22 protein-coding genes are annotated in these 23630 nt (G+C 49.8%); 13 read left to right on the forward strand and 9 right to left on the reverse strand.

The genetic code is table 11. From position 1 onward, the window contains the following. Window positions 1-7 precede the first annotated feature (7 nt). Window positions 8-1387: a TolC family protein gene (locus AC9UG7_RS06130; protein WP_509585634.1), complete on the reverse strand. Its 1380-nt coding sequence runs from the start codon at window positions 1385-1387 to the stop codon at window positions 8-10. Window positions 1388-1520: 133 nt separating this feature from the next. Continuing rightward, window positions 1521-1862: a hypothetical protein gene (locus tag AC9UG7_RS06135; RefSeq protein ID WP_509585637.1), complete on the reverse strand. Its 342-nt coding sequence runs from the start codon at window positions 1860-1862 to the stop codon at window positions 1521-1523. Window positions 1863-2085: 223 nt separating this feature from the next. Between AC9UG7_RS06135 and AC9UG7_RS06140 the strand changes: the two genes are divergently transcribed. The 6 genes from AC9UG7_RS06140 (at window position 2086) to AC9UG7_RS06165 (ending at window position 7502) form a co-directional block, all read left to right on the forward strand. Beyond that, on the forward strand, window positions 2086-3129 hold the full coding sequence (locus AC9UG7_RS06140; protein WP_509585639.1) for a pirin family protein: 1044 nt from the start codon (window positions 2086-2088) through the stop codon (window positions 3127-3129). Next, window positions 3126-4052 carry an NAD(P)H-dependent flavin oxidoreductase gene (locus AC9UG7_RS06145; RefSeq protein ID WP_509585641.1) on the forward strand — a complete coding sequence of 309 codons (927 nt, stop codon included), beginning with the start codon at window positions 3126-3128 and terminating at the stop codon, window positions 4050-4052. Before AC9UG7_RS06140 ends, AC9UG7_RS06145 begins: the two co-directional genes overlap by 4 nt. A 13-nt stretch (window positions 4053-4065) precedes the next feature. Beyond that, window positions 4066-4875: a crotonase/enoyl-CoA hydratase family protein gene (locus AC9UG7_RS06150; RefSeq protein ID WP_509585643.1), complete on the forward strand. Its 810-nt coding sequence runs from the start codon at window positions 4066-4068 to the stop codon at window positions 4873-4875. Between the two features lie 34 nt (window positions 4876-4909). Further along, a complete protein-coding gene (locus AC9UG7_RS06155; RefSeq protein WP_509585645.1) occupies window positions 4910-5842 on the forward strand; it encodes a fatty acid desaturase family protein in 933 nt (310 codons plus the stop codon). Window positions 5843-5861: 19 nt separating this feature from the next. Next, window positions 5862-7130 (forward strand): serine hydrolase domain-containing protein, encoded by a 1269-nt coding sequence (locus tag AC9UG7_RS06160; protein ID WP_509585647.1) that lies wholly within the window; start codon window positions 5862-5864, stop codon window positions 7128-7130. Window positions 7131-7253: 123 nt separating this feature from the next. Continuing rightward, complete coding sequence (locus AC9UG7_RS06165) at window positions 7254-7502, forward strand: hypothetical protein (protein WP_509585649.1); 249 nt, start codon at window positions 7254-7256, stop codon at window positions 7500-7502. A gap of 61 nt (window positions 7503-7563) precedes the next feature. On the opposite strand, the gene AC9UG7_RS06170 is transcribed toward AC9UG7_RS06165, so the two are convergent. Together AC9UG7_RS06170 and AC9UG7_RS06175 are read right to left on the reverse strand one after the other, a co-directional pair. Beyond that, window positions 7564-8199 carry a ParA family protein gene (locus AC9UG7_RS06170; protein WP_509585651.1) on the reverse strand — a complete coding sequence of 212 codons (636 nt, stop codon included), beginning with the start codon at window positions 8197-8199 and terminating at the stop codon, window positions 7564-7566. A gap of 60 nt (window positions 8200-8259) precedes the next feature. Further along, window positions 8260-9255 (reverse strand): alpha/beta fold hydrolase, encoded by a 996-nt coding sequence (locus AC9UG7_RS06175; protein WP_509585652.1) that lies wholly within the window; start codon window positions 9253-9255, stop codon window positions 8260-8262. A gap of 347 nt (window positions 9256-9602) precedes the next feature. Between AC9UG7_RS06175 and AC9UG7_RS06180 the strand changes: the two genes are divergently transcribed. Together AC9UG7_RS06180 and AC9UG7_RS06185 are read left to right on the forward strand one after the other, a co-directional pair. Beyond that, window positions 9603-10664 carry a glycerophosphodiester phosphodiesterase family protein gene (locus AC9UG7_RS06180; protein WP_509585654.1) on the forward strand — a complete coding sequence of 354 codons (1062 nt, stop codon included), beginning with the start codon at window positions 9603-9605 and terminating at the stop codon, window positions 10662-10664. A gap of 70 nt (window positions 10665-10734) precedes the next feature. Next, window positions 10735-11850 carry a magnesium transporter CorA family protein gene (locus AC9UG7_RS06185; RefSeq protein ID WP_509585656.1) on the forward strand — a complete coding sequence of 372 codons (1116 nt, stop codon included), beginning with the start codon at window positions 10735-10737 and terminating at the stop codon, window positions 11848-11850. 132 nt (window positions 11851-11982) lie between these two features. Here AC9UG7_RS06185 and AC9UG7_RS06190 read toward each other — a convergent pair whose 3' ends face one another. The 5 genes from AC9UG7_RS06190 to AC9UG7_RS06210 all read right to left on the reverse strand — a co-directional run bounded on the left by AC9UG7_RS06190 (window position 11983) and on the right by AC9UG7_RS06210 (window position 16830). Beyond that, the gene (locus AC9UG7_RS06190; RefSeq protein ID WP_509585658.1) at window positions 11983-12258 is read right to left on the reverse strand and encodes a hypothetical protein; all 276 of its coding nucleotides are present in this window, start codon (window positions 12256-12258) and stop codon (window positions 11983-11985) included. Window positions 12259-12305: 47 nt separating this feature from the next. Next, window positions 12306-12674: a hypothetical protein gene (locus tag AC9UG7_RS06195; protein ID WP_509585660.1), complete on the reverse strand. Its 369-nt coding sequence runs from the start codon at window positions 12672-12674 to the stop codon at window positions 12306-12308. 276 nt (window positions 12675-12950) lie between these two features. Continuing rightward, window positions 12951-13409 (reverse strand): hypothetical protein, encoded by a 459-nt coding sequence (locus AC9UG7_RS06200; RefSeq protein ID WP_509585662.1) that lies wholly within the window; start codon window positions 13407-13409, stop codon window positions 12951-12953. 53 nt (window positions 13410-13462) lie between these two features. Further along, complete coding sequence (locus AC9UG7_RS06205; protein ID WP_509585664.1) at window positions 13463-15622, reverse strand: 3-hydroxyacyl-CoA dehydrogenase NAD-binding domain-containing protein; 2160 nt, start codon at window positions 15620-15622, stop codon at window positions 13463-13465. Window positions 15623-15624: 2 nt separating this feature from the next. Then, window positions 15625-16830, reverse strand: a complete 1206-nt coding sequence (locus tag AC9UG7_RS06210; protein ID WP_509585666.1) for an acetyl-CoA C-acetyltransferase — start codon at window positions 16828-16830, stop codon at window positions 15625-15627. 138 nt (window positions 16831-16968) lie between these two features. Here AC9UG7_RS06210 and AC9UG7_RS06215 point away from each other — a divergent pair, with 138 nt between their 5' ends. The 5 genes from AC9UG7_RS06215 to AC9UG7_RS06235 are packed head-to-tail and all read left to right on the forward strand — an operon-like array spanning window position 16969 to window position 23478. Further along, window positions 16969-17838, forward strand: a complete 870-nt coding sequence (locus AC9UG7_RS06215) for an SDR family oxidoreductase (RefSeq protein WP_509585668.1) — start codon at window positions 16969-16971, stop codon at window positions 17836-17838. Then, complete coding sequence (locus tag AC9UG7_RS06220; RefSeq protein WP_509585670.1) at window positions 17835-19418, forward strand: acyl-CoA carboxylase subunit beta; 1584 nt, start codon at window positions 17835-17837, stop codon at window positions 19416-19418. Before AC9UG7_RS06215 ends, AC9UG7_RS06220 begins: the two co-directional genes overlap by 4 nt. A gap of 24 nt (window positions 19419-19442) precedes the next feature. Then, window positions 19443-20597, forward strand: coding sequence for an acyl-CoA dehydrogenase family protein (locus tag AC9UG7_RS06225; RefSeq protein WP_509585672.1), 1155 nt, complete (start codon window positions 19443-19445; stop codon window positions 20595-20597). A gap of 53 nt (window positions 20598-20650) precedes the next feature. Then, window positions 20651-21436: an enoyl-CoA hydratase/isomerase family protein gene (locus AC9UG7_RS06230; RefSeq protein WP_509585674.1), complete on the forward strand. Its 786-nt coding sequence runs from the start codon at window positions 20651-20653 to the stop codon at window positions 21434-21436. 2 nt (window positions 21437-21438) lie between these two features. Next, entirely contained in the window at window positions 21439-23478 is a 2040-nt protein-coding gene (locus AC9UG7_RS06235) for an acetyl/propionyl/methylcrotonyl-CoA carboxylase subunit alpha (protein WP_509585676.1), read from the forward strand. Window positions 23479-23630: the final 152 nt, after the last annotated feature.

Genomic DNA, 23630 nt, shown 5'->3' on the forward strand with positions numbered 1-23630 from the left:
TGATGGTTTATTGAGGGTCTTGGCCCATGCGAATTTGCAACCTGAGCATGGCAGCTGCCATGCTGGCCTTGGCGTCAGCCAATGCATACTGGTTTTGCGCCAACTCACGGACTGCATTGAGCAAATCCAACCAGGATTTACGTCCTGCTTGAAACTGTCGTTGGTAAGACTCAAGCACCTTGTCTGAGCCTTTGACCGATTGATCCAAAGAAGCAAGCCGAACCCGCGCATTGGTGAATTCTTCTCGGTCGTTTTGCATGGATTGAAGCGTTTCGCGAAGCACGGCTTCAACCGATTGCTCGGTACTTAAAATTCGGGTGTTGATCGCTTGTGCTTCAACAATATTGGCAAATCCTGCACCTGGTGTGTATCTCAAACCCACAAACGCTGTTAAGGATGTATCAGGATTGCCAGGCAATGAATTGAACGGTTTGTAAACACGCGCAAACACCTGCGGATAGACCTCAGACTCCTTGGCTGACAGTTTGTGCTTGGCCTGGGTAACTTCCAAACGGGCTTTGGCTACCGACGGGTGGTTGCTCGCGATTTGCAGCCAATCCATCTGGTCTAGCAACTGGTTAAAAGCCAAGGTGTCTGACAGCTTGGCGGGATAGGCCATTTGGCTTGTGCGATCGGCTAAATTGTTCTTGCCCGAGAACTGCTCTAAACGGGCCAGCGCCACTTGCAATGACATTTTGGCTGCGCTTTCTTCTACCTCCGTTTGTAATATCCGCGAATCCACCAGCTCAAGGTCAATCACTGGAGAGACTTCTGCTTGCACGCGACGACGCATTTGAGTTTGATAGCTTCGCAAGCGCAACAACGTACGTTCAGCCACCGCCAATCGTTCGCGCGATGCAATCGCGCTCTGCCAAGCATTAGCGATTTGTAGGTAAACGTCTTGTTGCTGTAAGTACACTTTGAGCAAACTGATGTCCGCCAAGACTTTGCTTTCGTTGATGCGAGCAGAACTTCGTCCCGCATCCCAAATAGTTTGTTCTACTTGAAGCGCCTGACTGGGCGTTGAGCGTAAATTGCCCGTATTGGATTCGACAGTGGCAGACACATTGGGCCAACGCGAGCGCTCCACCGCCTTAACGTCTTGTAACGTGGCTTTGGCTTCGGTTCTGGCAGCCACCAACATCGGGTAAGAAACCGAGGCTGCATTCAACAACTCTATCAATGTCAATGGGTTAGAGACGGACTCTAATGACAAGCTCGCTTGGGTTTTGATTGGCGCTGCGGGTGATTCCGCCTGTGGGCCTTCTTTTGAAGGCATATGGGGCTGCGGCACCGCGGTTTGTGCGTTCAGGCTAGTCGAACACACCATGACACAGACACCCCATAAAGATGCCAGCAATGCAAAGCGCAAGGAACGGTTAAACATAGGCTATTCCGTCAAGGTTGCCACGCTCACAAACGACAGACATTGGCTGTGCGCTTTGGTTCACGTTGAATGAAGATTTGTCTTTCATGTCATGACCTATTCAATCCAGTTGTCTACAAATTCACGGCGTGACTTATTTCTCAATTAACAAAAAGTGCTTGTCAAAAATCTTTTTGACCTGTTCTGCGTGTGCGGTGATGAGTGCATTAAATTTTTCTGTTGGCACCAAATGCTTGGAGCGTGCGTCCTCTTGGCTGGTGACTGCTTGAATCAAGCCATCTGCTTCCATTTGCCGAATCCGTGTGCGCAATGCTTTTTCTGTGAAATGCATGCCACCGAAGAAATCCTTGAGTGCACGGGTCATTGACTGATCGTTTTTCACAGACTCCTCGGCCAACCGGTAGTACAAGTGCCTGCCAGTCAATGACAACAACATGGGATGGTTTTCCAACTCCCATTGATGCAGTTCAGCCATGCTGCTAACCAGTGACCACCACTTTTGATCTTCTGTTTCGGTTGATTCCACGGTATACCTCCGGTTTCATAAAAGAGTTAAATTGGTCTCAATCATATTTGATACCGGTACTTAATTAGTTACTTTTTTTCTATTTTTTTAGTTTTTTAAACAAATTAACCTATGAATTTGTTAATTTTGTGTATTTAACGCAACGTTAAGTAGTCTGATAACCTTGTCAGCTATGAAAAACCCATCTGTTTTGCAATCTGCCCCCTTGTCTTTTCCTTGGCAAACGCTGGATCCGTTTTTGTTTTGCGTGCACCATGTGGACCACTACCCTGCTGGAAACGAACACATGGGACCAGCCGCCTCGCTGACAGGGCGGCAAATCGGCAGCGATTTCGCTAACAAAGACGGCTGGAGCATGTACCACGGGCAAACGATTCCAGGTTTTCCTTCGCACCCGCACCGAGGGTTTGAAACGGTCACCATCGTTCGTCAAGGACATATTGACCATTCAGATTCTTTGGGTGCGACAGCGCGTTTCGGGCCCGGCGATGTGCAATGGCTGACTGCCGGCAAAGGCATTGTTCACTGTGAAATGTTTCCACTGCGCCATCGCGATCAACCGAATCCCTGCGAGCTGTTTCAAATTTGGTTGAACTTGCCTGCAAAGGACAAAATGGCTGAACCCCACTTCACCATGCTGTGGAACGAACAGATTCAAAAAGTACGGCATACCGATAACAAGGGTTTGCACACCGATGTCATGGTCGTAGCGGGTACGCTGGAAGGGGCGAAAGGGCTGCCTCCGCCGCCTCACTCGTGGGCCAGCCAACCTGATGCTGACTTGGCTATCTTCACTGTTCACCTTCAAGCGGGTGCCAGCTGGACGCTACCCAGCGCACAACATGCAGATACACGCAGACAGTTGTATGTGTTTCAAGGCAAGGGGGTGGATATCGGCGGACAACTGGTGGCCAACCGCCACGTCGCCGAGGTAAACACACAAACGGACTTGCTGCTGGTCAATGGCGATCAAGACAGCGAAGTCCTGATGTTGCAAGCCCGACCCATAGGCGAACCCGTGGCGCAATACGGCCCCTTTGTCATGAACACCCAAGCAGAAATTCACCAGGCATTTGCCGATTACAGGCGTACCGAGTTCGGCGGTTGGCCTTGGTCCTCGAATGACCCGGTTCACCCGCGTGAAGCCGGACGTTTTGCCAAGCATGCTGATGGCCGCGTTGAGCTCGCACAACCCACCCTAGGAATCACTTCATGAATCGCGTACTTGCACACACTGGCGCACGTTTTCCCATCGTTCAAGCGCCCATGGGCTGGATAGCCCGTAGTCAACTCGCCGGCGCGGTGTCACGTGCGGGCGCCTTAGGCATCATTGAAACCTCATCGGGCGAAACCGCTAACTGTCAACGGGAAATACAAATCATGCTCGACAGCGGACTGCCCTTTGGCGTGAACCTGCCGATACGTTTTTTGAAAGACGAGGCCATGCTGCGCTATGTATGCGAGTCCGGCATCCGTTTTGTCACCACTTCTGCGGGTAGCCCAGCCAAGTTCATGGCGCCGCTCAAAGCAGCTGGCATCGTTGTTTACCATGCGGTGCCCACGCTTGATGCGGCCATGAAATGCGTGGATGCGGGCGTAGACGGCCTGGTGGTAGAGGGTTCTGAGGGTGGTGGATTCAAAAATCCTGAAGAGGTCAGCACCTTGGTGCTGCTGCAATCCATCCGGGAAAGAACAGAGCTCCCGCTGATTGCGGCTGGCGGCATTGTCGACGGCAGAGGCATGGCGGCGGCGTTCGCACTGGGCGCAGAAGCCATACAAATGGGGACGCGCTTTGTCGCCAGCAGGGAGAGTCCTGTGCACGACAACTACAAGCAAGCGATTGTGAACGCAACTGCCACGGGTACCTATATGCTCAACACCAAATCCTCCCCTTGCATACGCGCATTGAAAGCCGATTTCACTGCCCAAATTCACGAAGCTGGTTTAATGGGCCCTGATGCATTTACCGGCATACAAGATGTTTATTTCGGTGGCAATATGAACGCCGCACCTGCACTGGCGGGCCAATCTGCAGGCTTGGTCCATGAGGTGAAAAGCGTGCAAACCATCATTGACGACACAGTCTCTCAATTCCACGCCATTGCCCAGCGCATGGCGGGTTTGTCTGTCAGCTTTTGATCCATTGAGAACCATGTCACACACAGAACACACTGCAACTGGAAGCATTGAGCACGAGATACAGGATAGTTTGCTGATGATTCGCATCAACCGACCAGCTAAGCGAAATGGCTTCACACCTGCCATGATGAACCAGCTGGCCCAGGCTTATAGCCTGTTAGATGACGACCCTGAACTGCGGGTGGGTGTGGTTTGCGCCCAAGGAGAGCATTTCACTGGCGGCCTGGACTTACCCACGTTTGCCGGCTTGATGCAACGCGGTGAGCGTGCCATTGAAGATGGTCTGGTCGATCCTTTTGACCTTGGCATGACAGGCTATCGTCGACGTGTCAAACCCTTGGTGATGGCGGTCAAGGGAATCACCTATACCTTGGGTATTGAATTGATGCTGGCTGCTGATGTGGTGATCGCAGCAGATAACTGTCGCTTCTCACAGCTTGAGGTCAAGCGAGGCATCATGGCCACTGGCGGCGCGACGCTTCGCATGTCGCAACGCGCTGGGGCGGGTAACGCCATGCTGCATTTGCTGACTGGTGACGAATTCGATTCAGCCGAAGCCTTGCGCTTGAATTTTGTGCAAAAAGTTGTTCCTACAGGGGAAGAGTTGAAAGAAGCCATACGCATTGCCAATTTGATCGCTGAACAAGCGCAACTGGCAGTGATTGCTACCCGTCAATCTGTGCTTGAGTGCATTGAAGAAGGTACTGCGGCGGCGGTCACTAAGTTTGAAGCCACCCAGCAGCGACTGTCCCGCAGTCAAGACGCGGCAGAAGGTGTGCGCTCATTCATTGAAAAACGCAATCCTCGTTTTACCGGCACTTGAACCACTGCCAAACTGCATACACTGTGACTTAACCATGAATGAAGCAACTATCTCAGACGTGGACGTGAAACTCAGTGAGGCTGAGAACGTTCAATTGCGTCAACGGTCTAACTTGTTCGGCGCACTGCTGGTGGTTCATGCATGGCTAGTGATTGCCATTGGCATGGCTGTGTTTGCACTTTGGCCTCATCCTTTGACGTTTTTGATTTGCAGTGCAGTGATCGGTGGTCGGCAACTGGGCTTGAGCATATTGATGCACGACGCGGCCCACCGCGTGCTGATGCATCATCCCAAGTGGAATGATTTCATCGGTCACTGGTTGGCTGGCGGGGCCGTAGGAGCACACATGTACAGCTACCGGCCTTACCATCTGACCCACCATCGCCACACCCAACTCGATGAAGATCCCGATTTGGTGTTGTCTCGTCCTTTCCCTGTGTCAGCCAGCAGCTTATGGCGCAAAGTATGGCGTGACTTAAGCGGCAGAACCGGTTTGAAACAACGCTCAGAGCAACTGCTCTCTGGTCTGGGTGATAAGGGTTCGCCCATGTTGAGACTGAAGAAATTACTGCGGCATGAAAAGGCCTTTTTCCTCAGCAACTTGATAGTGTTTGGCATCTTGTGGGCCTGTGGTGAGCCCATGTTGTATGTGTGGATGTGGCTGGTGCCACTGCTGACTTGGTTTCAACTGTTCAGCCGCATACGCAATATTGCCGAGCATGCGGTCACTGGCGACAGATACAACCGATTGCGCAACACACGCACGACTTTTGCCAATTTATTCGAGCGTTTTTTTGTGGCGCCCTACTGGGTGAATTACCACCTAGAGCACCATTTATTCACCTTTGTACCCTGCTGGAAACTCAAAAAGGCGCATCGCCTGCTGATCCAACAAGGACTAGGGCCGCACATGGAACTCACTGCGAGTTATGCGGCTGTTTTACGCAAAGCTGTTCAACTTCCATGATTTTTTTTAAAGGTATGCCATGAAACTTTCTCTGCAACGTAGAAATTTGCTAGTGTGTGCATTGCTGTCGTTCGCCGGCTTGGCTACGGCAGATATACCCACTGCAACGCCTGGCTCGGTTGGCATGTCAGCGGAAAGGCTCAAGCGCATTCGGCCCGTGATTCAAAAAGAAATTGACAACAAGCAAATGCCGGGTGCGATTGTGATGGTATTGCGCAAAGGGGCGGTGGTGTTTAGCGATGACATCGGCGTCAAACATGATGCGATTTTTCGTGCTTACTCTATGACCAAACCCATGGTGTCTGTGCTTGCCATGATGATGGTGGAGGAAGGCCAATTGCAGCTGGCTGATCCTGTGGCTAAATTCCTGCCTGCATTGGCAAAGCAAACTGTATTAGCCAACCCCTTGGATGGCAGCAGCAGCACGGTGCCTGCGGCGCGTGGCACCACAGTCCAAGACTTGCTGCGCCATACCTCCGGTTTGACCTATGCGGAATTCACCCGGTCCGCCGCCATGAAACAAGCCTACATAGATGCGGGATTGTTCTCACTTGAAAACGGCGCCAAATGGATCACGCTGACACCTGATGAACAAGTGGAGGCCTTTGCCAAAGCGCCATTGCAGTGGCAACCTGGCAGCACATGGGAATACAGTTTGTCTACCGATTTGTTGGGTCGTGTGCTCGAGGCCGTAGGCAAAAAACCGCTGGGTGTGATGCTCGAGGAACGATTGATCAAACCGCTGGGCATGAAAGACACATCGTTTGTGGTTCCTGCAAGCAAGGTCCATCGCATAGCAGAGCCCTTGGCGATAGATCCTTTGACTCAAAAACCGTTTCCGCCCATGCTGGATATCACCAAGGCGCAAGGCAATGATTCAGGCGGTGCGGGTTTGGCAACTACCGCCGACGACTACCTGCGGTTTTGCCAAATGTTGCTGAACGGCGGCACTTTGGAAGGCAAACGGTATCTGAGTCGTACAACGGTTGCATTGATGACCTCCGATCAACTCGGCCCCAAAGTAGCAACGCCCTTACAACCTGGGGAATTGCTCATGGGTGTACAAGGTTACACCTTCGGCCTGGGTTTCATGGTGCGTCAAGGCCAAGGGATGGCAAGCGTTCCGGGATCTGAAGGCGATTACGCCTGGGCTGGCGCGGGAGGCACATTTTTTTGGATCGATCCCAAAGAACAAGTCATCGGTTTATTGATGGCGCAAACACCTGGTCCTCAACGTCAGTATTACCGCCGCATGGTCAAGCAACTGGTGTATCAGGCGATTGAATAGAGCTTGAGGCCTTGTCATGGGGTCCATCAAGACCCCAGACTCAATAAATTGACACGAAATTGTCATATTTAACTGCTAATAAAACCAGTATCATTTACCCTTGTTTAACTGCAAAGGAATTTTGTGCGTGCTATTAAAAAAGTCAAAAGATTCATCGAGGATGCTCCACATTCTTTTGAAGGTCTGACCTTTGCCAAGGTGATACTTGCTTTGGAATCAGGTCATGATTTCCCAGTCACAGATCTTTACAAACTCAACGCTCAGGAATTTGAATTGGCCATCGAGTTACTCAAAGATTGGCGCATTGATCGCTTCTACATCGGCAAAGCCAAAGCATTTGATACCGCTACCCACGCGACAAATATTTCTTGATGTATTGAGGCGTTCAATTGTCTGAATTCAACGCAGTGAACTTACATCGTCTCTTTTGCGTTTATTTGGAGAACAGCGACAGCGCCAACAGATCTGCTTCAATCGCCTCTGCGGCTTCTCGTAAATAGGGGTTATGGGATTCGCTACCTGCTTTGCCAATATCTAGGTCTGCTTGAAAACCGTCTCTCTCTGGCCAAATGCTGTCAAGCATCTCAAAACCGGCATCTGCAATAGTTTCTTTAGCGATTTCCAATAATCGCTCAGAACGGCCAACCTTAGACAGAATCAATACAATTTTGTTACCCACTTTGCGAGTTTTGGAAAGCCTTCGAGCCAAGGCAAGTGTGGGCCGCAGGTCATCCATGGAGGTGCCCGTTGGAAGAAAGACAACATCGCTTTCCTGGCTGACATCTGTGGTGAGCTCATCGGCCAAACCGCGCGTGTCAACTACCACTAAATCAAAACCTTCTACGGATTTGCGGAGTTTTTTAAGACTTTTAAAAGCACGTGCTTCGATATCGGGTTCAATACCGTTTCGCAAACGGGTGGCACTCCATTCGATACAAGAAAGTTGCTCAAGATCAAAATCGCCGAGCAAAACTTTGTAATCTTGACGGGCGGCAGCCACGGCAAGTACCCTGGCAAGCGTACTTTTACCTACCCCACCCTTTTGACCAACGAATGAAGCTATCTTCATATGGCTTGCCTTATAAATCTTTGAACATCGGTTTGAATTTAGGGTAAAAACCATTAAGTGTCAAGAATAGGATCGCTTCCAAAACTTGAATCTGCTGACCATGCGACTCAACCAGTGTCTTGGAGCATCTGTGCTTGACTCTAAATAGGTTTGACTGGTTTTAAGAAATGCGTGAATGAAGTTGAAATTGAATATATTTTCTTCTTGAGCTATTTCGGGTAAATTTACCGTCAGGTTTTGATGCGCATGATCAACTGATTTGGGCTTGAGTCTCATTAATTGAGCAAGTTTCATCACCGCACTGTCATCCCACTTGGCTGGATGCCCTTGTTGATCTAAAGACCAAATTTTTAGGTTAGCGTATTTTGTTTTAGATTGATTCGCTATGTTTGATGGGCATATGGGACTTTCCGAGTTGTGCAGCAATAGCACTTTGCCATGGAAGTTATCAAGCAATGATGAAAATCGCATGCCAAATAAATCGAACTCATAGGGCAAATCAAAGTGCGACCTGCTAAGCACAGCGTCGACCACACGAGCATCCACTCGCAACTTACTTAAGTGAGTATCTGATTCTTGGATATTCTGGTACAAATTCATCAGAGATGACCAATGAAGGAATAAACCAATATCGTTAAGCACCACGCTGTCAACCCTATGTTGAAAACGATGAGCTAAATGCATTGCCAGTATTCCACCCATACTGGTTCCAATCAAATGGAATTTTCGGTTGGTATGTGTTCGCTGGGGCAGAATCAAAGACGCCATCACATCCTCTGTATCAGCAAGGTATTGAGAGAATGAATATTTGGTATTTAGCGGCAATGGATCTGATTCACCTCTACCGCAATAGTCGATACTGATCCAACAGCAGTCAGCGAAAGATTCAAGCATACTTAGCAGGTGATGAAAGCTATCACGCGTCTCTAATAGCCCTGGTAAACATAGAAAAATATGCTTTGCATCAATATGACCCATACATGAATACGCAATTTTGCGATTCATTTCACCTTCTTTGATGAAATGGAATTCTGAACGGACTGACTCGACTGACATGGGAAAACTTTGAGATCAAACAATCTGTATTAGAAACTTAATTTGTGGCAGGTGTATGTCTATCACCAAGACAAACAGCCTCCAATGATTGTGTTTCTTACAAAGGAATGGATGACGCTTTAATGATGGTATGTATATTGGTATGGTAAATTGATTAATGATCTAAGAATTTGAAAAGAACCATCACCATGAAACAAAGACTGCTTTTCATTTATTTGTGCATGCTACCCTTCATTAGCTGTGCTGAAAATTTCAACGTGCAAGTGGGCCCTAGACCTTACTTTCTCATTTCACAAATGAAGCCATCTGCTTTGAAAACCAAACTGCAGAGTTGTTCAAACAAACAAATGCACAAAACCCCTTTTTCCATAGGACACCGAGGGGCTGCGTTGATGTTTCCTGAACACACTTTAGAGTCCTACCAAGCTGCAGCAAGAATGGGTGCAGGCGTCATTGAATGTGATGTGACCTTTACAAAGGATAAAGCCTTGGTCTGCCGGCATGCACAAAATGACCTACACACCACCACCAATATATTGCTCACACCCTTGGCTTCTAGATGCACAGCTCCTTTCAAACCGTATGATCCAATTAGCAAAACACCTGCCACAGCAGAGTGCAGAACCAGCGATATCACGCTTGAAGAATTCAAATCATTGCGCGGCAAGATGGATGCTTTCAATCCGCAAGCTTTAACTGTTGAAGAATTTGTGAAAGGCACTCCCAACTGGAGAACTGATTTATACAGCGGACCGAGCAGCGGAACGCTGATGACACACCAAGAATCAATTACTTTATTCAAAAAGCTGGGCGTCAAAATGACACCTGAGCTAAAGGAAGCAGTGGTGCCAATGCCCTTCAATGGTTTCACGCAGGAAGACTATGCGCAAAAAATGATTGACGAGTACAAAGCTCTGGCTATCAAACCAACCGTTGTTTTTCCTCAGTCTTTCCACCATGCTGACATCATGTATTGGATTCAGCACGAGCCAGCATTTGCAAGACAAGCGGTATTTTTAGATGCGGCTGAAAAGCCTCAAGACTTACCCGATCTTGAAAAACTTAAACAATATAAAAAGCAAGGTGTTCGTATCGTAGCGCCACCGATCTTTGCACTTTTAGATGTCAAAGACGACCACATGGTGCCCTCTCGCTACGCCAAGGACGCCAAGCAAGCAGGCCTGGACATCATCACCTGGTCTCTTGAGAGGTCAGGCGTCATGGCCATTGAGAAAGGCGGCTGGTATTACCAAACTGTCAATTCAGTTGTTCATAACGAGGGAGATATTTACGAAGCATTGCATGTCTTGGCGCAAGATGTTGGCATCATGGGTCTTTTTTCAGATTGGCCAGCCACCACCACTTATTACGCCAACTGTATGCAAATAAACCGAGCGCCCAGAAAATGACGATTATCCGAATGTTTAAACTCTATCTGCTTCTGTGAAAACAATTCATTTTTGGTTTTAGACAATACCCATGCGTAATTTATATATCAACAACAGTGTCATTACAGAAACTGAATCACTGGTTCAAGAACAGACTCCTCAAGGCTTTCATTGGCTGAGCTTTACCCGACGTGAATTTGAAGTCAATCTTGTAGATATTCAGTCAATGTTGGATAAGCTTTACCGTGTTCAAGTGCTTGACTTGCATATTTCGGATATGTTGAACAACCAGTTGCCTTCCCATTACGACTACACCTCTGAATACGACATCATCATTTTCAGACGTTTGGCACGAGGTCGCACTGAATCTGATCTTTCCAGCCCTGGAGAAATATTGCATGCATCCAGTGACAAGGGCGGCCCACCCATATTGAAACGAATTGACACCAGCCCCATCAGTTTGTTGGTTTTCGATAAGCTAATTATTTCAGTTCATCCAGCAGATTGCGCAGTAAGAGACCTGTTTGCCAACCGATTGTTAAATACAGCAACGATTTCACATACTATTCACTCAACCAGTCGATTGCCCAATAACCCCGTAGATTTGATGCTCAGGATGATTGGTTTAGTCGTTGACGGGTATTTGGATTTACGCAAAGAACTGACCCGCCAGTTGGATCATTGGCAAAGTGAACTCATCAACCCCAGAGCACGATTTAACAATTGGAGCGCCTTATTAGATTCACGTTTGACATTGCATTATTTAGATGAAATTTGTGAAGACCAACGTGCTGCTATTCAGGAATGGATTGAGGCCTTGGATTCATGGCTGGAAACCGATTCGCTGTCAAACAAAGATTTGGAATTGGTGAAAGTTCGCAGCCGGGATGTGCTTGAACACATTGAGCGAGTGGTTCACCATGTCAATAGACTAGAGCAAAGTGCCGAAACAGCAGTTCAAATGCATTTCAATATCCAAAGCAACCATAACAACGATGTGATGAGAACGCTAACGGCGTTAACTGCTATCTTTTTACCGCTGAACCTCATCACCGGTTTTTTCGGTATGAACTTTGAACATTTTCCGTTTCTTAAAAGCGAGGACGGCCTGTTACTGACTGAAATATTTATGGGTTTGTTGGTTATTGTTCTTGGTATTTATTTTTGGGTCAAAAGTTATTTAACGACATCTGATCCAAATAAGTAAACCACACAAATACATCTATGGATTGCGTTGAATTTGTTTGAAGATGCCCAGCTAATATGGTTGCATAGAAATACTAATTTACATGGCATTCAACTCAATTTGTCAGAGCGTTTGATGAAATGCGTGAATAGCTTACTCTGAGGACCCTATGTCATCAATGTCATTGGCATCCATCATGGCCATTTCAGAATACTGTCTCGCATTGAGTTCATGTTTATATGCACGAAGGGCATGAATATCGCAGGTTATTTGATCGTCATTCTCAAAGGCTTCTGCGGCCAGTTCATGCTGTTTTGACGCTTGCATCAAGTGATAAGCAGCCATTCTGTGCAATTCACCAGGTGTTTCAAATTCTTCTTGGTATTCGTCAACCAGTTCTGAAAAGTTCTCTTGAGATGGGTGTTCCATTGTGGGGCTCCTGCTGTTTAAACCATGTTGTATCGAATTCATGTGAATCATTGATGACTGTTCATGGTCACCAGCTTATGGCACACGCTTTGCGCTATCTTTTGATCGTGTTCGATCAAGGGTCTGTAAAAAGACAGCGACATAGATTTGATAGCAGGCTCGTTGGATACCAAACGACCTTTTTCAGTGACGACCGCAAAATCTGTCAATGCAAGCGTATGGTTTATACAGTTGACAATGTAGTCAATTTGCTGGACACCACTGTCACCCATGTCATGCAATTCACGAACGTTGAAAAATCCTTTTTGGTCGTGAATGGCTGCGATGATCAAACGGTTGTGAACAGAACTTGTTTCGCTGGCAAAAACTGTGCTGCTTAAAACCAAACCCGTCAGTAATACAAATTTATAGATCATGCTGAAACTCCTTGTTAAGTTGACTCTTTAAAACTGCTTTGATTACAAGTCAGTCAATGTGGAGAGAATAGCAAGACCTAGGGTAACTACTATGACAAATTCAATATCAAAAATTAAATTTTTATTAAAAAACCAATGAGTACTTTTTTACCTCACAGCTACTTTGGCGGTGATGTCTTACGGCAGTGACTTTGCTTTTTTTTTAAGACTCAGAAATATCCACAGCTGACGCTGCGTCCACAGAATACTGCCTCAACATATAGCTGCGTCAAAAGACTACATCTGCTGCATGTATTGCACGGGGTAAGGACGTATGACTTGGTAAGTGGGGCACTGGTAACGCTCAATGTCATTGCCATTGATGGGAAATGATCCGCAATTGGAAAATCTGCGTAATGGCGAACGGTAGATACCGCAAATGTATTGATCGGTACCTGACTGCTCCAGAAACACACATTGGCGGTTCAAACAGCAATTGCCGCATTGTGAACAATGGCCTTGCACCGGTTCGCTGACCTCGTGATTAAAACGCAGAATATCCTCGAAATAATGCTGTATCGGCCCTTGGCTGATCGCGTTCACGTGAATTCTCAGTTTCTTTAATGTTTGCTTGTAATGGAGCAAGTACTCTTTTTTCCAGAACAACAATGCCATAGCGACTGGCAACACGGGCATTAAAGACTTAAAAATAAAAACCAAGGCGAAGGCCAGTTTTTCGGCGTGGTGTTTTTTCAAAACAGTGACTCAACAAATGGAAAGTGACAGTTTCGTTAATTAACATGACAAACTTATGACTGATTTTGGTGTTGATGCAATGTATGAATAACCGCATCCGTCAATGCAAAACCCTGTCCGTGTTTGCTGGCCAGCACAGCGCAATGCGATATGAAGTTTTCCAATCCCTCAGCGTACACAAACTGCAAAGCACCGCCAGTCCATGCAGGAAAACCGATGCCAAAAATTGAACCAATGTTGGCATCATGACTGGAGGTCAATACGTTTTCTTGTAAACAACGCGCTGTCTCCACCGCTTGCCGGTAAAGCAAACGCTGCTTGATGGCTTCCTGTGTCTGTAAGGGGTCGGCATGAAACGGCTTCTCAAAATGTGTTTTCAAACCTGACCATAGGCGCTTAGGACCTTGCGAGGGGTAATCGTAGTAACCGCCGCCAGCTGCCCGGCCTTGACGTTGGAACTCTTTGACCATGCGTTCGACCAGCAACTCGCCGCTTGTTGCCTCGTATGTTTTTCCCTCTTGCGCAAAATCCGACCGAGTCTGATCAAGCACATGCACGGATAAAGACAAGGCTGTAGCGTCCAATACCTCAAGCGGACCCACTGGCATACCTGCCATCACTGCGGCGTGTTCTATCAAGGGCGCGGGCATGCCTTCAGCAAGCATGGCAGCACCTTCCATCACATAAGTGCCAAACACGCGACTGGTGAAAAATCCGCGTGAATCGTTGACAACAATAGGTGTTTTACCGATGGCCAAAACGTAGTCATAGGCACGCGCCAAGGTCTCATCATCGGTGCGATGACCCTTGATGATTTCAACCAATTTCATCTTGTCAACCGGCGAGAAAAAATGCAGTCCCACGAATTTTTCTGGTTTTGCACTGGCTTGAGCCAGACCGCTGATAGGCAATGTAGACGTATTGGATGCAAACACCCCATTGGCCGCCAGCATGGGCTCTGCCTCTTGCGTGACTTGTGCTTTTAAAGCGCGACTTTCAAACACAGCTTCGATGATGAGATCGCATTCTTTCAAATCATCTACCCTGTCAGTGGCTTGAATCAACGCCATGGTCTTCAATTGCTCAGAAGCTTGCATCCGTTGGGCGTGGACCCGTTTATCGGTCAGTTGTTGGGTATACGAGCGGCCTTGTTCAGCTTTTTGCAAATGGACGTCTTTTAAAACGCAAGGAATTCCTTTGATAGCGTTGGCATAAGCAATGCCAGCACCCATCATGCCTGCGCCCAAAATACCGACACGTGCGGGCTTCCAAGGTGCAAAGCCAGTTGGACGAGACTTGCCAGACTTGATGGCATTCAAATTGAAGAAAAATGCGTTCACCATGTTCTTGGTGGTTTGTCCCACCATGACGCGTGCAAGTTTTCGGGTTTCAATGCGTGTGGCCGTGTCGTAGTCCACTTGTGCACCTTCGACCATCGTCTCCAAAATAGCTTGTGCGGCAGGGTACAAACCATGGGCTTTATGGAACAGCATGGCGGGTGCAACCGCCAATCCCGCAGCCAACGCAGGACTGTTGACACTGCCGCCAGGCATTTTGAAACCTTTGACATCCCAAGCTTGAGAGGCTTGGGGATGGCTGCGTATGAAGTCCAAGGCCAATGTGCGGAGTTCGTCTATGGTTGTTCCTAAACCTTGCACCAGACCCAAAGCAAGCGCTTGCTGAGGGTTGAATAATTTGCCTTCCATCAAATAAGGTTGGGCCGCCATCAAGCCCAAGAGACGTGTCATCTTGGTGATGCCGGTGGCGCCAGGAATCAAGCCCAATGTGACCTCTGGCAAACCGAAAAGTATGTTGGGATGATGGAGCGCAAATCGTGCATGCGCTACCAATGCCAATTCCCACCCGCCGCCCAGTGCTGCGCCATTGAGAATGGCCACCACTGGTTTGCCCAATGTTTCTATGCGGCGAAACGCATGCTTTAACTTTTCCAATGAGTGAAATGCAAGCGCTGCATCCTGCTCCTTGAGTTTGGATACCCCTTTGAGATCAGCGCCTGCAAAAAAAGTGGTTTTGGCAGAAGAAAAAATCACGCCCTTGAGCCTGTCGTTATCTGTATGCAACTGGTCAGCCAAAGCCAACATATCGGCTTGCCATTCGGGTTTCATGGTGTTGACGGGCGAACCTGGCTCATCAAAGATCACATGGGCAATGCCATCTTCATCCAACGAATAGTTCACAGTTGAAAAAGTCATGCTCATACCCGTTCAATGATGGTGGCGATACCCATGCCGCCGCCTACGCACAAAGTGATCAGGCCGCGTTTGAGTTGGCGACGCTCCAATTCGTCAAGCAATGTTCCGACCAACATGGCGCCAGTGGCACCCAGCGGATGCCCCATGGCAATCGCACCGCCATTCACATTGACTTTTTCGTGTGGCACGTTCATCTCCCACATGAACCGCATGGGCACAGCGGCAAAGGCTTCATTCACCTCAAACAAATCGATGTCGTCGACGGTCAGTCCGGCTTTGGCCAATGCTTTGCGAGACGCTGGCATCGGTCCGGTCAACATGATGGTCGGGTCTGCACCGCTGAGCGCAGTCGCCACTATGCGACCACGTGGCGTCAATCCCAAGGCCTTGCCTTTGGCTTCGCTACCGATCAAGACAGCTGCTGCACCATCTACGATGCCGGAGGAGTTGCCAGCGGTATGCACATGATCAATGCGTTCAACTTGCGGATAACGCGACAGTGCCACCGCGTCAAAGCCCATTTTTCCCATATCGGTAAAACTGGTTTTCAAAGCGGCCAATCCTTCCATGGTGGTGCGTGGCTTGATGAATTCATCACGCTCCAACAATGCAATGCCGATTTCATCAAGCACAGGCATCACCGAACGGTCGAACCGACCCTCGGCTTGTGCAGCAGCTGCCCGCTGCTGTGAAGTCAGGGCAAAACGGTCCACATCCTCGCGACCCCAACCCGACATCGTGGCAATCAAATCAGCGCCAATGCCTTGTGGCGTGAAGCCAGTGGCTGCGTTGGTGGCTGGGTCTTGCGCCCAAGCACCGCCGTCTGAACCCATGGCCACTCGCGACATACTTTCGACCCCACCTGCTACGACCAGATCTTCCCAACCGCTGGCCACTTTTTGCGCAGCCATGTTGACGGCCTCTAAGCCTGAGGCACAAAAACGGTTGATTTGCACACCTGAGACTTGCACATTCCAACCCGCTTTCAGCAACGCGGTCTTGGGTAACACTGACCCTTGTTCGCCGACAGGGCTGACACAGCCCATCACCACATCGTCAACTTCAGCGGTGTCAAAACCATGGCGTGCTTGCAATTGGTTGAGCAGACCACCGAGTAAATCTACCGGTTTGATGGAGTGCAAACTGCCGTCTTTTTTTCCTTTGCCGCGAGGTGTTCTGATCGCGTCGTAAATCATGGCGTAGGTCATGAAATTCTCCAGAGGGAATGGGTATGTTTAAGGGGTAAAACTTGATTGACATGCAGTTTATATGCAAACTAAACTGGTCATTACTTTCATGCTTAAATAAACCTGCTTTCTTGACTACATAAATTTATTGCCCATTTCATGACATACCAATCCATATTTCGCCCTGGCTTATTCAATGAGCAAGTGGTCATCGTCACGGGTGGCGGATCTGGTATCGGCAGATGCACAGCGCATGAGTTGTCTGCTTTAGGCGCCCGGCTTGCATTGCTAGGCAGAAACATTGACAAGCTGCACGCTGTTGCGGCCGAAATTTCTGAAGTGGGCGGCACCGCTTCTGTGCATGTGTGTGACATCCGTGAAGAACCCTTGGTGACTCAAACCATCACTGGTATTTTGAAACAGCATGGCCGCATCGATGGCCTGGTCAACAACGCAGGTGGACAATTTCCAGCACCACTGTCGCAAATCAAAGCCAAGGGCTGGGACGCTGTGGTGCGCAACAACCTCACAGGCGGTTTTCTCATGGCACGCGAATGCTATACACAATGGATGCAACAACACGGCGGAAGTATCGTCAACGTCATCGCTGATATGTGGATGGGCATGCCAGGCATGGGGCACTCAGGCGCGGCTCGCGCAGGCATGCTCAATTTCACTGAAACTGCGGCACTCGAATGGGGACCTGTTCGCTCAAACGCCGTGGCACCTGGTTGGATTGCCTCTAGTGGCATGGACAACTACCCGCCCGAGATGACCGCCATGATTCAACACATGCACCAATTGGTGCCCTTGCAACGCATAGGCACGGAGAGTGAAGTGGCAGCAGCGATTGTGTTTTTGCTGTCACCGGCGGCGGCATTTATCTCAGGCGCTTGTTTGCGAATCGATGGCGGTGCGCCAAATGCAAAGCGCATCTGGCCACAAGTGGGCACCGGTAAAAGTAATATGGCATTCAATGGTTTCCATTTGGCGCAATCCCCCCAAGTTCTCAGCAAAGGCAAGACATGAGCGAAGAAGTGTCTGCACGCGAATACCAACTGGGTCTGATCCACGCGTTGCGTGCCATCGAAGCACGCACCAGACAGCGCAGTGCACAAGCCGCCCCTTTGTTTGCCAAGCGTGGCCAATTACTGCCACGCGAAAGGGTGGCGCGACTGCTCGATCCAGGTACGCCTTTTTTAGAGCTGTCTACCTTGGCTGGCTGGTTACAAGACACCACAGATGAAAATGCTTCAGTGCCAGGCGGCGGTGCAATTGTGGGTATCGCCATGGTCTCTGGAACGCGTGTCATGCTGGTGGCTGATGACTCTGGCATTGATGCAGGTGCACTGCAACCCCAAGGCATAGAAAAATTCCAACGGGCACAAGCGATTGCGCTGCAAAACAAATTGCCTTTTGTGCATTTGGTTGAATCGGCAGGTGCCAATTTATTGAAATACAAGGTCGAACAATTTGTGCTCGGTGGCGGCAATTTCCATGGCCTCGCCCGTTTATCCGCAGCAGGTATTCCAGTGCTGGCGGTGGTGCACGGGCCCTCCACCGCTGGCGGGGCCTACATGACAGGCTTGTCGGACCAAGTCATCATGGTGCGAGGCAGAGGAAGAGCTTTTTTGGCCGGACCGCCATTGCTCAAAGCTGCCACCGGTGAGATTGCCGATGATGAAAGTCTAGGTGGCGCTGATGTACATGCCAGCGTATCAGGACTGGCCGACTATGTGGCAGAAGACGATGCACATGCCATTGGCTTGGCTCGGCAAGTCATTGACAGCTGGGGTTGGCAAGCATCCACGCCAGCGTGGCCGCAGGGAAAAGCGCCGGCTCTTACCCAGGACGGTTTGCTAGACATTTTTTCTGGTCACAGCAAGCAACCGGTCGATATGTGTCGTGTGATTGAACATATCGCAGATGGTTCGCAGTTTCTGCCATTTCAAGCAGACTTTGGCCCAGCTACCGTTTGTGTGCACGCCAGCATCGAAGGACATCGTGTGGGCATCATCACCAACAACGGCCCCTTGGACCCTGCGGGCAGCAACAAGATCACCCATTTCATCCAGTCCTGCGATCAGACCGGTTTGCCTCTGATTTGGCTGCACAACACCACCGGCTTCATGGTCGGGCGCGAGGCTGAACATGCAGGCATGATCAAGCACGGCTCCAAACAAATACAAGCCTTATCTAATGCACGCGTGCCGCAAATCACGCTGCTTTGCGGCGCTTCTTTTGGCGCAGGCAATTACGGCATGTGCGGACGTGCTTTTGGGCCCAGATTTGTGTTTAGCTGGCCCAATGCTCGCACCGCCGTGATGGGGCCACAGCAAGCGGCGGACACCATGGGCATCGTCATGGAAGACGCTGCCCAGCGCAAAGGCATTGCTGTTGACACAGAAAAACGTGATGCCATGAAAGACAACATCATTCAAACCTTTGAACGTCAAATGAGCGCGTTTTACACCTCGGGATTGTTGCTAGATGACGGCGTCATCGACCCGCGCGATACCCGTCGTGTGCTGGCTCTGACCCTCACGCTTTGCCGCGAAGCGCAAGACCGTCAATTACGCCCCATGCAATACGGCGTCTCGCGCGCTTGATCCCCCATTTCCGGAGTCCCAGCCATGAACCTGACCCATGAACACGAAGAACTCAAACGCAACCTCAAGCGATTCATTGTTGAAGAAATCAACCCGCATGTGGATGAATGGGAGGCTGCAGAAATTTTTCCTGCGCATGAAGTCTTTGGCAAACTGGGTCAACTCGGCTATCTTGGCCTCACCAAACCCGAAGCCTACGGCGGCAGCGGCCTTGACTATTCATACAGCGTCATCATGGCTGAAGCACTGGGTCACATCAGTTGTGGCGCTTTGCCCATGGCCATCGGCGTACAAACGGACATGGCCACCCCTGCTTTGGCACGTTTTGGCTCGCAGTCTTTGTGCGAAGAATTTTTAGTACCCGCTATCAGCGGCAAAGCTGTGGCCTGCATCGGCGTGTCCGAGCCACATGCGGGGTCCGATGTATCGGCCATCAAAACCACTGCCCGCAAAGACGGGGATGATTACATCATCAATGGCGGCAAGATGTGGATCACCAACAGTTTGCAAGCAGACTGGATGTGTGTGCTGGCCAATACCAGCGAAGGTGCTGCCCACAAAAACAAAAGTCTGATCATCGTGCCCATGAACACCCCTGGGGTGACACGCGCTAAAAAAATCCGCAAGATAGGCATGATGGCAAGTGACACAGGTCTGATCCATTTTGATGATGTGCGCGTGCCGCAGCGCAACCGCATCGGTGAAGAAGGCATGGGCTTTACCTACCAGATGATGCAATTTCAAGAAGAACGGTTATGGGCAGCTGCCAACGCCATTCAAGGCTTGACCAATTGCATAGAACAAACTATTGCCTATACACGTGAACGCCAAGCTTTTGGTAAATCCATATTAGACAACCAAGTCGTGCATTTCGCATTGGCTGAGTTAAAGACCGAAGTCGAAAGCCTGCGCGCCCTCACCTACCTTGCCACGCAACACTACATCGAAGGTAAGGACGTGACCGAATGGGCTTCCATGGCCAAGCTCAAAGCAGGTCGACTGCTGCGCAGCGTACCTGATGGTTGCTTGCAATTTTGGGGAGGCATGGGCTACACCTGGGACAACCCGGTGTCACGGATGTACCGCGACGGCAGGCTGGCTTCTATAGGCGGCGGCGCCGATGAAGTCATGCTGGGCATCATCAGCAAATACATGCATACCCTTCCTCTGCGTCATTGAACATAGCCCATGCGTTGGCTGTCTCTGCGCACCTCTTCTCAGGAAATTGACCCGTGATTCGACTAGAAAAACATCCAACACATTGGGTTCTTTGGTTGGATGCACCTCAAACCCGAAACGCCATCAGCGCTGAAATGGTTCAAGCGATGAAAGATGCGTTGCAACATGTCAAATTGCATTCCCAATTGAGAGCGCTGGTTTTGCGAGGTGCGAACCAGCATTTTTGTTCTGGCGGGGACTTCGCGAGTTTCAAAGAATGGATTGCCACACCGCCGCCGCCCCATGAACCTGACCCTGTGGCTGTTCACAACCGAGACTTTGGCATGCTGTTGCAACAATTGAAAGATTGTGAAGTCATGACCTTGGCACTGGTGCAAGGCTATGCCATGGGTGGAGGCTGTGGTCTGGCTGCCGCTTGTGATCTGGTGATCGCAGACGACACTGCGGTATTTGCTACCCCCGAATTGAGTCTGGGTTTACCGCCTGCACAAATTACGCCCTTTGTGCAACAGCGCTTGGGAACTGCCAAGGCCATGCAACTGCTGGTTAGTACCCGAAAAATAAACGCGCTTGAAGCCAAGCAAATCGGTTTGGTGGATGAGCACGTGAGCGATATTGAAACTGCGTTTGCCCAGTGGCAAAAGTATTGGCAACAGGCCGAGCCCGCGTCATTGCGCTCTACCGTGCACATATTGCGAAAAGTTCAGGCCCGAGAAGAGCTCGGGGCTGTTTTGGATTTCGCCTCCAAGCAATTTGCCAAGAGTTTTCGCAGTGGAACAGCGCTTGAAGGTATCACAGCACGCAGCGAAAAACGCCAACCCTTTTGGGAACTGGACTGAATATGAAGTCAGCCGCCATACACAAGTTGCTGATTGCGAACCGAGGCGAGATCGTCAGCCGTGTGGCACGCACCGCGCGTGCCATGGGCATTCAAACCATTGCGGTTTACTCCGACGCAGATCGCCATGCTCCCTACTTGCATAGCTGTGATACGGCTATTGGCATAGGGGGTGAACGACCAGCTGACAGCTATTTGTCCTTCGACAAACTATTACACGCCGCCCATTTGAGTGGTGCGCAAGCCATACACCCTGGTTACGGGTTTTTATCTGAGAACGCGGCGTTTGCTCAAGCCGTCATCTCTGCCGGGCTGATTTGGGTGGGCCCTTCGCCCGACGCCATGCAGGCCATGGGCGACAAAGCGCAGTCGCGCAAGTACATGCAAGATGCAGGTATACCTGTACTGCCTGGAAGTTTGCAAGCCAGCACTGATTTTTCTGTATTGAAAGCCGATGCACTCACGCTAGGTTATCCGTTGATGATCAAGGCCAGTGCTGGCGGTGGCGGCAGAGGCATGCGTTTGGTACTTGAGGCAAGTGCGCTGGATGACGCATTGCAGAGCGCATTCAATGAAGCTCAGGCGGCATTCGGTGACGGCAGACTGCTGTTGGAACGCGCGTTACTGGCGCCGCGCCATGTCGAAGTGCAATTGCTTGCCGATACATACGGCCACGTGATTCACCTCGGCGAACGCGACTGTACGGTGCAACGTCGTCACCAAAAACTGATTGAAGAAGCGCCCTCGCCTGCAGTCAATTCGGCACTAAGACGCCGCCTGGGTGACGCAGCAGTGAAAGTGGCACAAGCCGTGCAATACAGTGGCGCAGGCACGGTCGAGTTTTTGCTCGATACAGCGCCCGGGCAAGAAGACGCGTTCTATTTCATGGAGATGAATACACGCTTGCAAGTTGAACATCCAGTCACCGAGGCCTTGGTCAAACAAGACTTGGTGGATTGGCAACTGCGTATTGCCAATAGAGAGCATTTGGCACTCGACCAAGAACAGATCCTGCATCAGTTTGAGCAAGGCGGGCATGCCATCGAAGTTCGTCTGTGCGCTGAAGATCCTACCAAGCAACACATGCCGCAAAGCGGCCATCTGCTTTACTGGCAATCACCAGCTGAATTGCGATGTGATGCAGCGTTGACATCGGGCATGGTTATCAGCCCTTTTTACGACTCCATGCTGGGTAAATTGATCGCACACGCACCGACACGCGAGTTGGCCATCGCGCAACTGGCGGACGGCTTGGAACGCACCGTGTGCTTGGGTTTGAACACCAACAGGCGTTTTCTGGCCCAAGTGTTGAAAAGCCATGTGTTTGGCAGTGGCGATTTCAGTACGGCGGTATTGAAAGATGATCTGAGCGAATTGGCCTTGGATACAGGATCAAAGAAATTACAAGCCTTGGCTGCTGTAGCCATGGCTTGTTTACCTCGTTCATCTGATGCCGTTCCTCCCGCCCATTGGTGGAATTGGCTCAGCAGTGATGACAGGGAAATGCGAGTGCCAATGACGATAAACGCACAGCCACAGAGCTGGCATGTGCAGCAATGCGGTGAACAATGGACAGCCTCTCATGCGGATGCGTCATTCATCGTCAGTGGTTTGAAATTGAATGTACGCGAAAAAGACCAAAGACCACGCCATGTTGATGAGGGGGTGATTCACGCGGAAAAGGGTCAACTTTATGCCGTGATCAATGGCGAACCCATGCAGTTTTTTTATGTCTGGTCTGCAGACAGCTTATGGCTACAACACAGAGGCGATACAGTTTGTGTAAAAGATGAGCGGCACACGCCTGCTGCTGGCGCAAAATCTCTACGCGCTAACGAGGTTCATGCACCTATGCATGGCCGTGTGGTGCGATTGCATGTAGCGACTGGCGAATCTGTCGCTGCTGGGCAGTTGTTGCTGGTGATGGAGGCGATGAAAATGGAACACCATTTGCATGCGCCGCGTGAGGGTGTGATTGAGCAAGTGCTGGTTACTGAAAGCTCGCAAGTGGCACAACGTCAATTGTTGATTCGCTTCACTTAGTTTTGATGAAGACTTGCTTGGGTTGAACTATCCCTAGAGCTTGGTTGGGGTAATTGGGAAATTGGGAAATTGGGGTCAGACTCCGAAATTGGGAAATTGGGAAATTGGGGTCAGACTCCGAAATTGGGAAATTGGGGTCAGACTCCGAAATT

Origin of the sequence: Limnohabitans sp., assembly GCF_046052765.1 — a bacterium.
GTDB lineage: Bacteria > Pseudomonadota > Gammaproteobacteria > Burkholderiales > Burkholderiaceae_C > Limnohabitans.

What these genes read in the sequence shown, in the direction of transcription:
- AC9UG7_RS06130 (WP_509585634.1), bottom strand. Translation starts at nt 1,387, where the DNA reads ATGTTTAACCGTTCCTTGCGCTTTGCATTGCTGGCATCTTTATGGGGT.
- AC9UG7_RS06135 (WP_509585637.1), bottom strand. Translation starts at nt 1,862, where the DNA reads ATGGCTGAACTGCATCAATGGGAGTTGGAAAACCATCCCATGTTGTTG.
- AC9UG7_RS06140 (WP_509585639.1), top strand. Translation starts at nt 2,086, where the DNA reads ATGAAAAACCCATCTGTTTTGCAATCTGCCCCCTTGTCTTTTCCTTGG.
- AC9UG7_RS06145 (WP_509585641.1), top strand. Translation starts at nt 3,126, where the DNA reads ATGAATCGCGTACTTGCACACACTGGCGCACGTTTTCCCATCGTTCAA.
- AC9UG7_RS06150 (WP_509585643.1), top strand. Translation starts at nt 4,066, where the DNA reads ATGTCACACACAGAACACACTGCAACTGGAAGCATTGAGCACGAGATA.
- AC9UG7_RS06155 (WP_509585645.1), top strand. Translation starts at nt 4,910, where the DNA reads ATGAATGAAGCAACTATCTCAGACGTGGACGTGAAACTCAGTGAGGCT.
- AC9UG7_RS06160 (WP_509585647.1), top strand. Translation starts at nt 5,862, where the DNA reads ATGAAACTTTCTCTGCAACGTAGAAATTTGCTAGTGTGTGCATTGCTG.
- AC9UG7_RS06170 (WP_509585651.1), bottom strand. Translation starts at nt 8,199, where the DNA reads ATGAAGATAGCTTCATTCGTTGGTCAAAAGGGTGGGGTAGGTAAAAGT.
- AC9UG7_RS06175 (WP_509585652.1), bottom strand. Translation starts at nt 9,255, where the DNA reads ATGTCAGTCGAGTCAGTCCGTTCAGAATTCCATTTCATCAAAGAAGGT.
- AC9UG7_RS06180 (WP_509585654.1), top strand. Translation starts at nt 9,603, where the DNA reads ATGCACAAAACCCCTTTTTCCATAGGACACCGAGGGGCTGCGTTGATG.
- AC9UG7_RS06185 (WP_509585656.1), top strand. Translation starts at nt 10,735, where the DNA reads ATGCGTAATTTATATATCAACAACAGTGTCATTACAGAAACTGAATCA.
- AC9UG7_RS06190 (WP_509585658.1), bottom strand. Translation starts at nt 12,258, where the DNA reads ATGGAACACCCATCTCAAGAGAACTTTTCAGAACTGGTTGACGAATAC.
- AC9UG7_RS06195 (WP_509585660.1), bottom strand. Translation starts at nt 12,674, where the DNA reads ATGATCTATAAATTTGTATTACTGACGGGTTTGGTTTTAAGCAGCACA.
- AC9UG7_RS06205 (WP_509585664.1), bottom strand. Translation starts at nt 15,622, where the DNA reads ATGACTTTTTCAACTGTGAACTATTCGTTGGATGAAGATGGCATTGCC.
- AC9UG7_RS06210 (WP_509585666.1), bottom strand. Translation starts at nt 16,830, where the DNA reads ATGACCTACGCCATGATTTACGACGCGATCAGAACACCTCGCGGCAAA.
- AC9UG7_RS06215 (WP_509585668.1), top strand. Translation starts at nt 16,969, where the DNA reads ATGACATACCAATCCATATTTCGCCCTGGCTTATTCAATGAGCAAGTG.
- AC9UG7_RS06220 (WP_509585670.1), top strand. Translation starts at nt 17,835, where the DNA reads ATGAGCGAAGAAGTGTCTGCACGCGAATACCAACTGGGTCTGATCCAC.
- AC9UG7_RS06225 (WP_509585672.1), top strand. Translation starts at nt 19,443, where the DNA reads ATGAACCTGACCCATGAACACGAAGAACTCAAACGCAACCTCAAGCGA.
- AC9UG7_RS06235 (WP_509585676.1), top strand. Translation starts at nt 21,439, where the DNA reads ATGAAGTCAGCCGCCATACACAAGTTGCTGATTGCGAACCGAGGCGAG.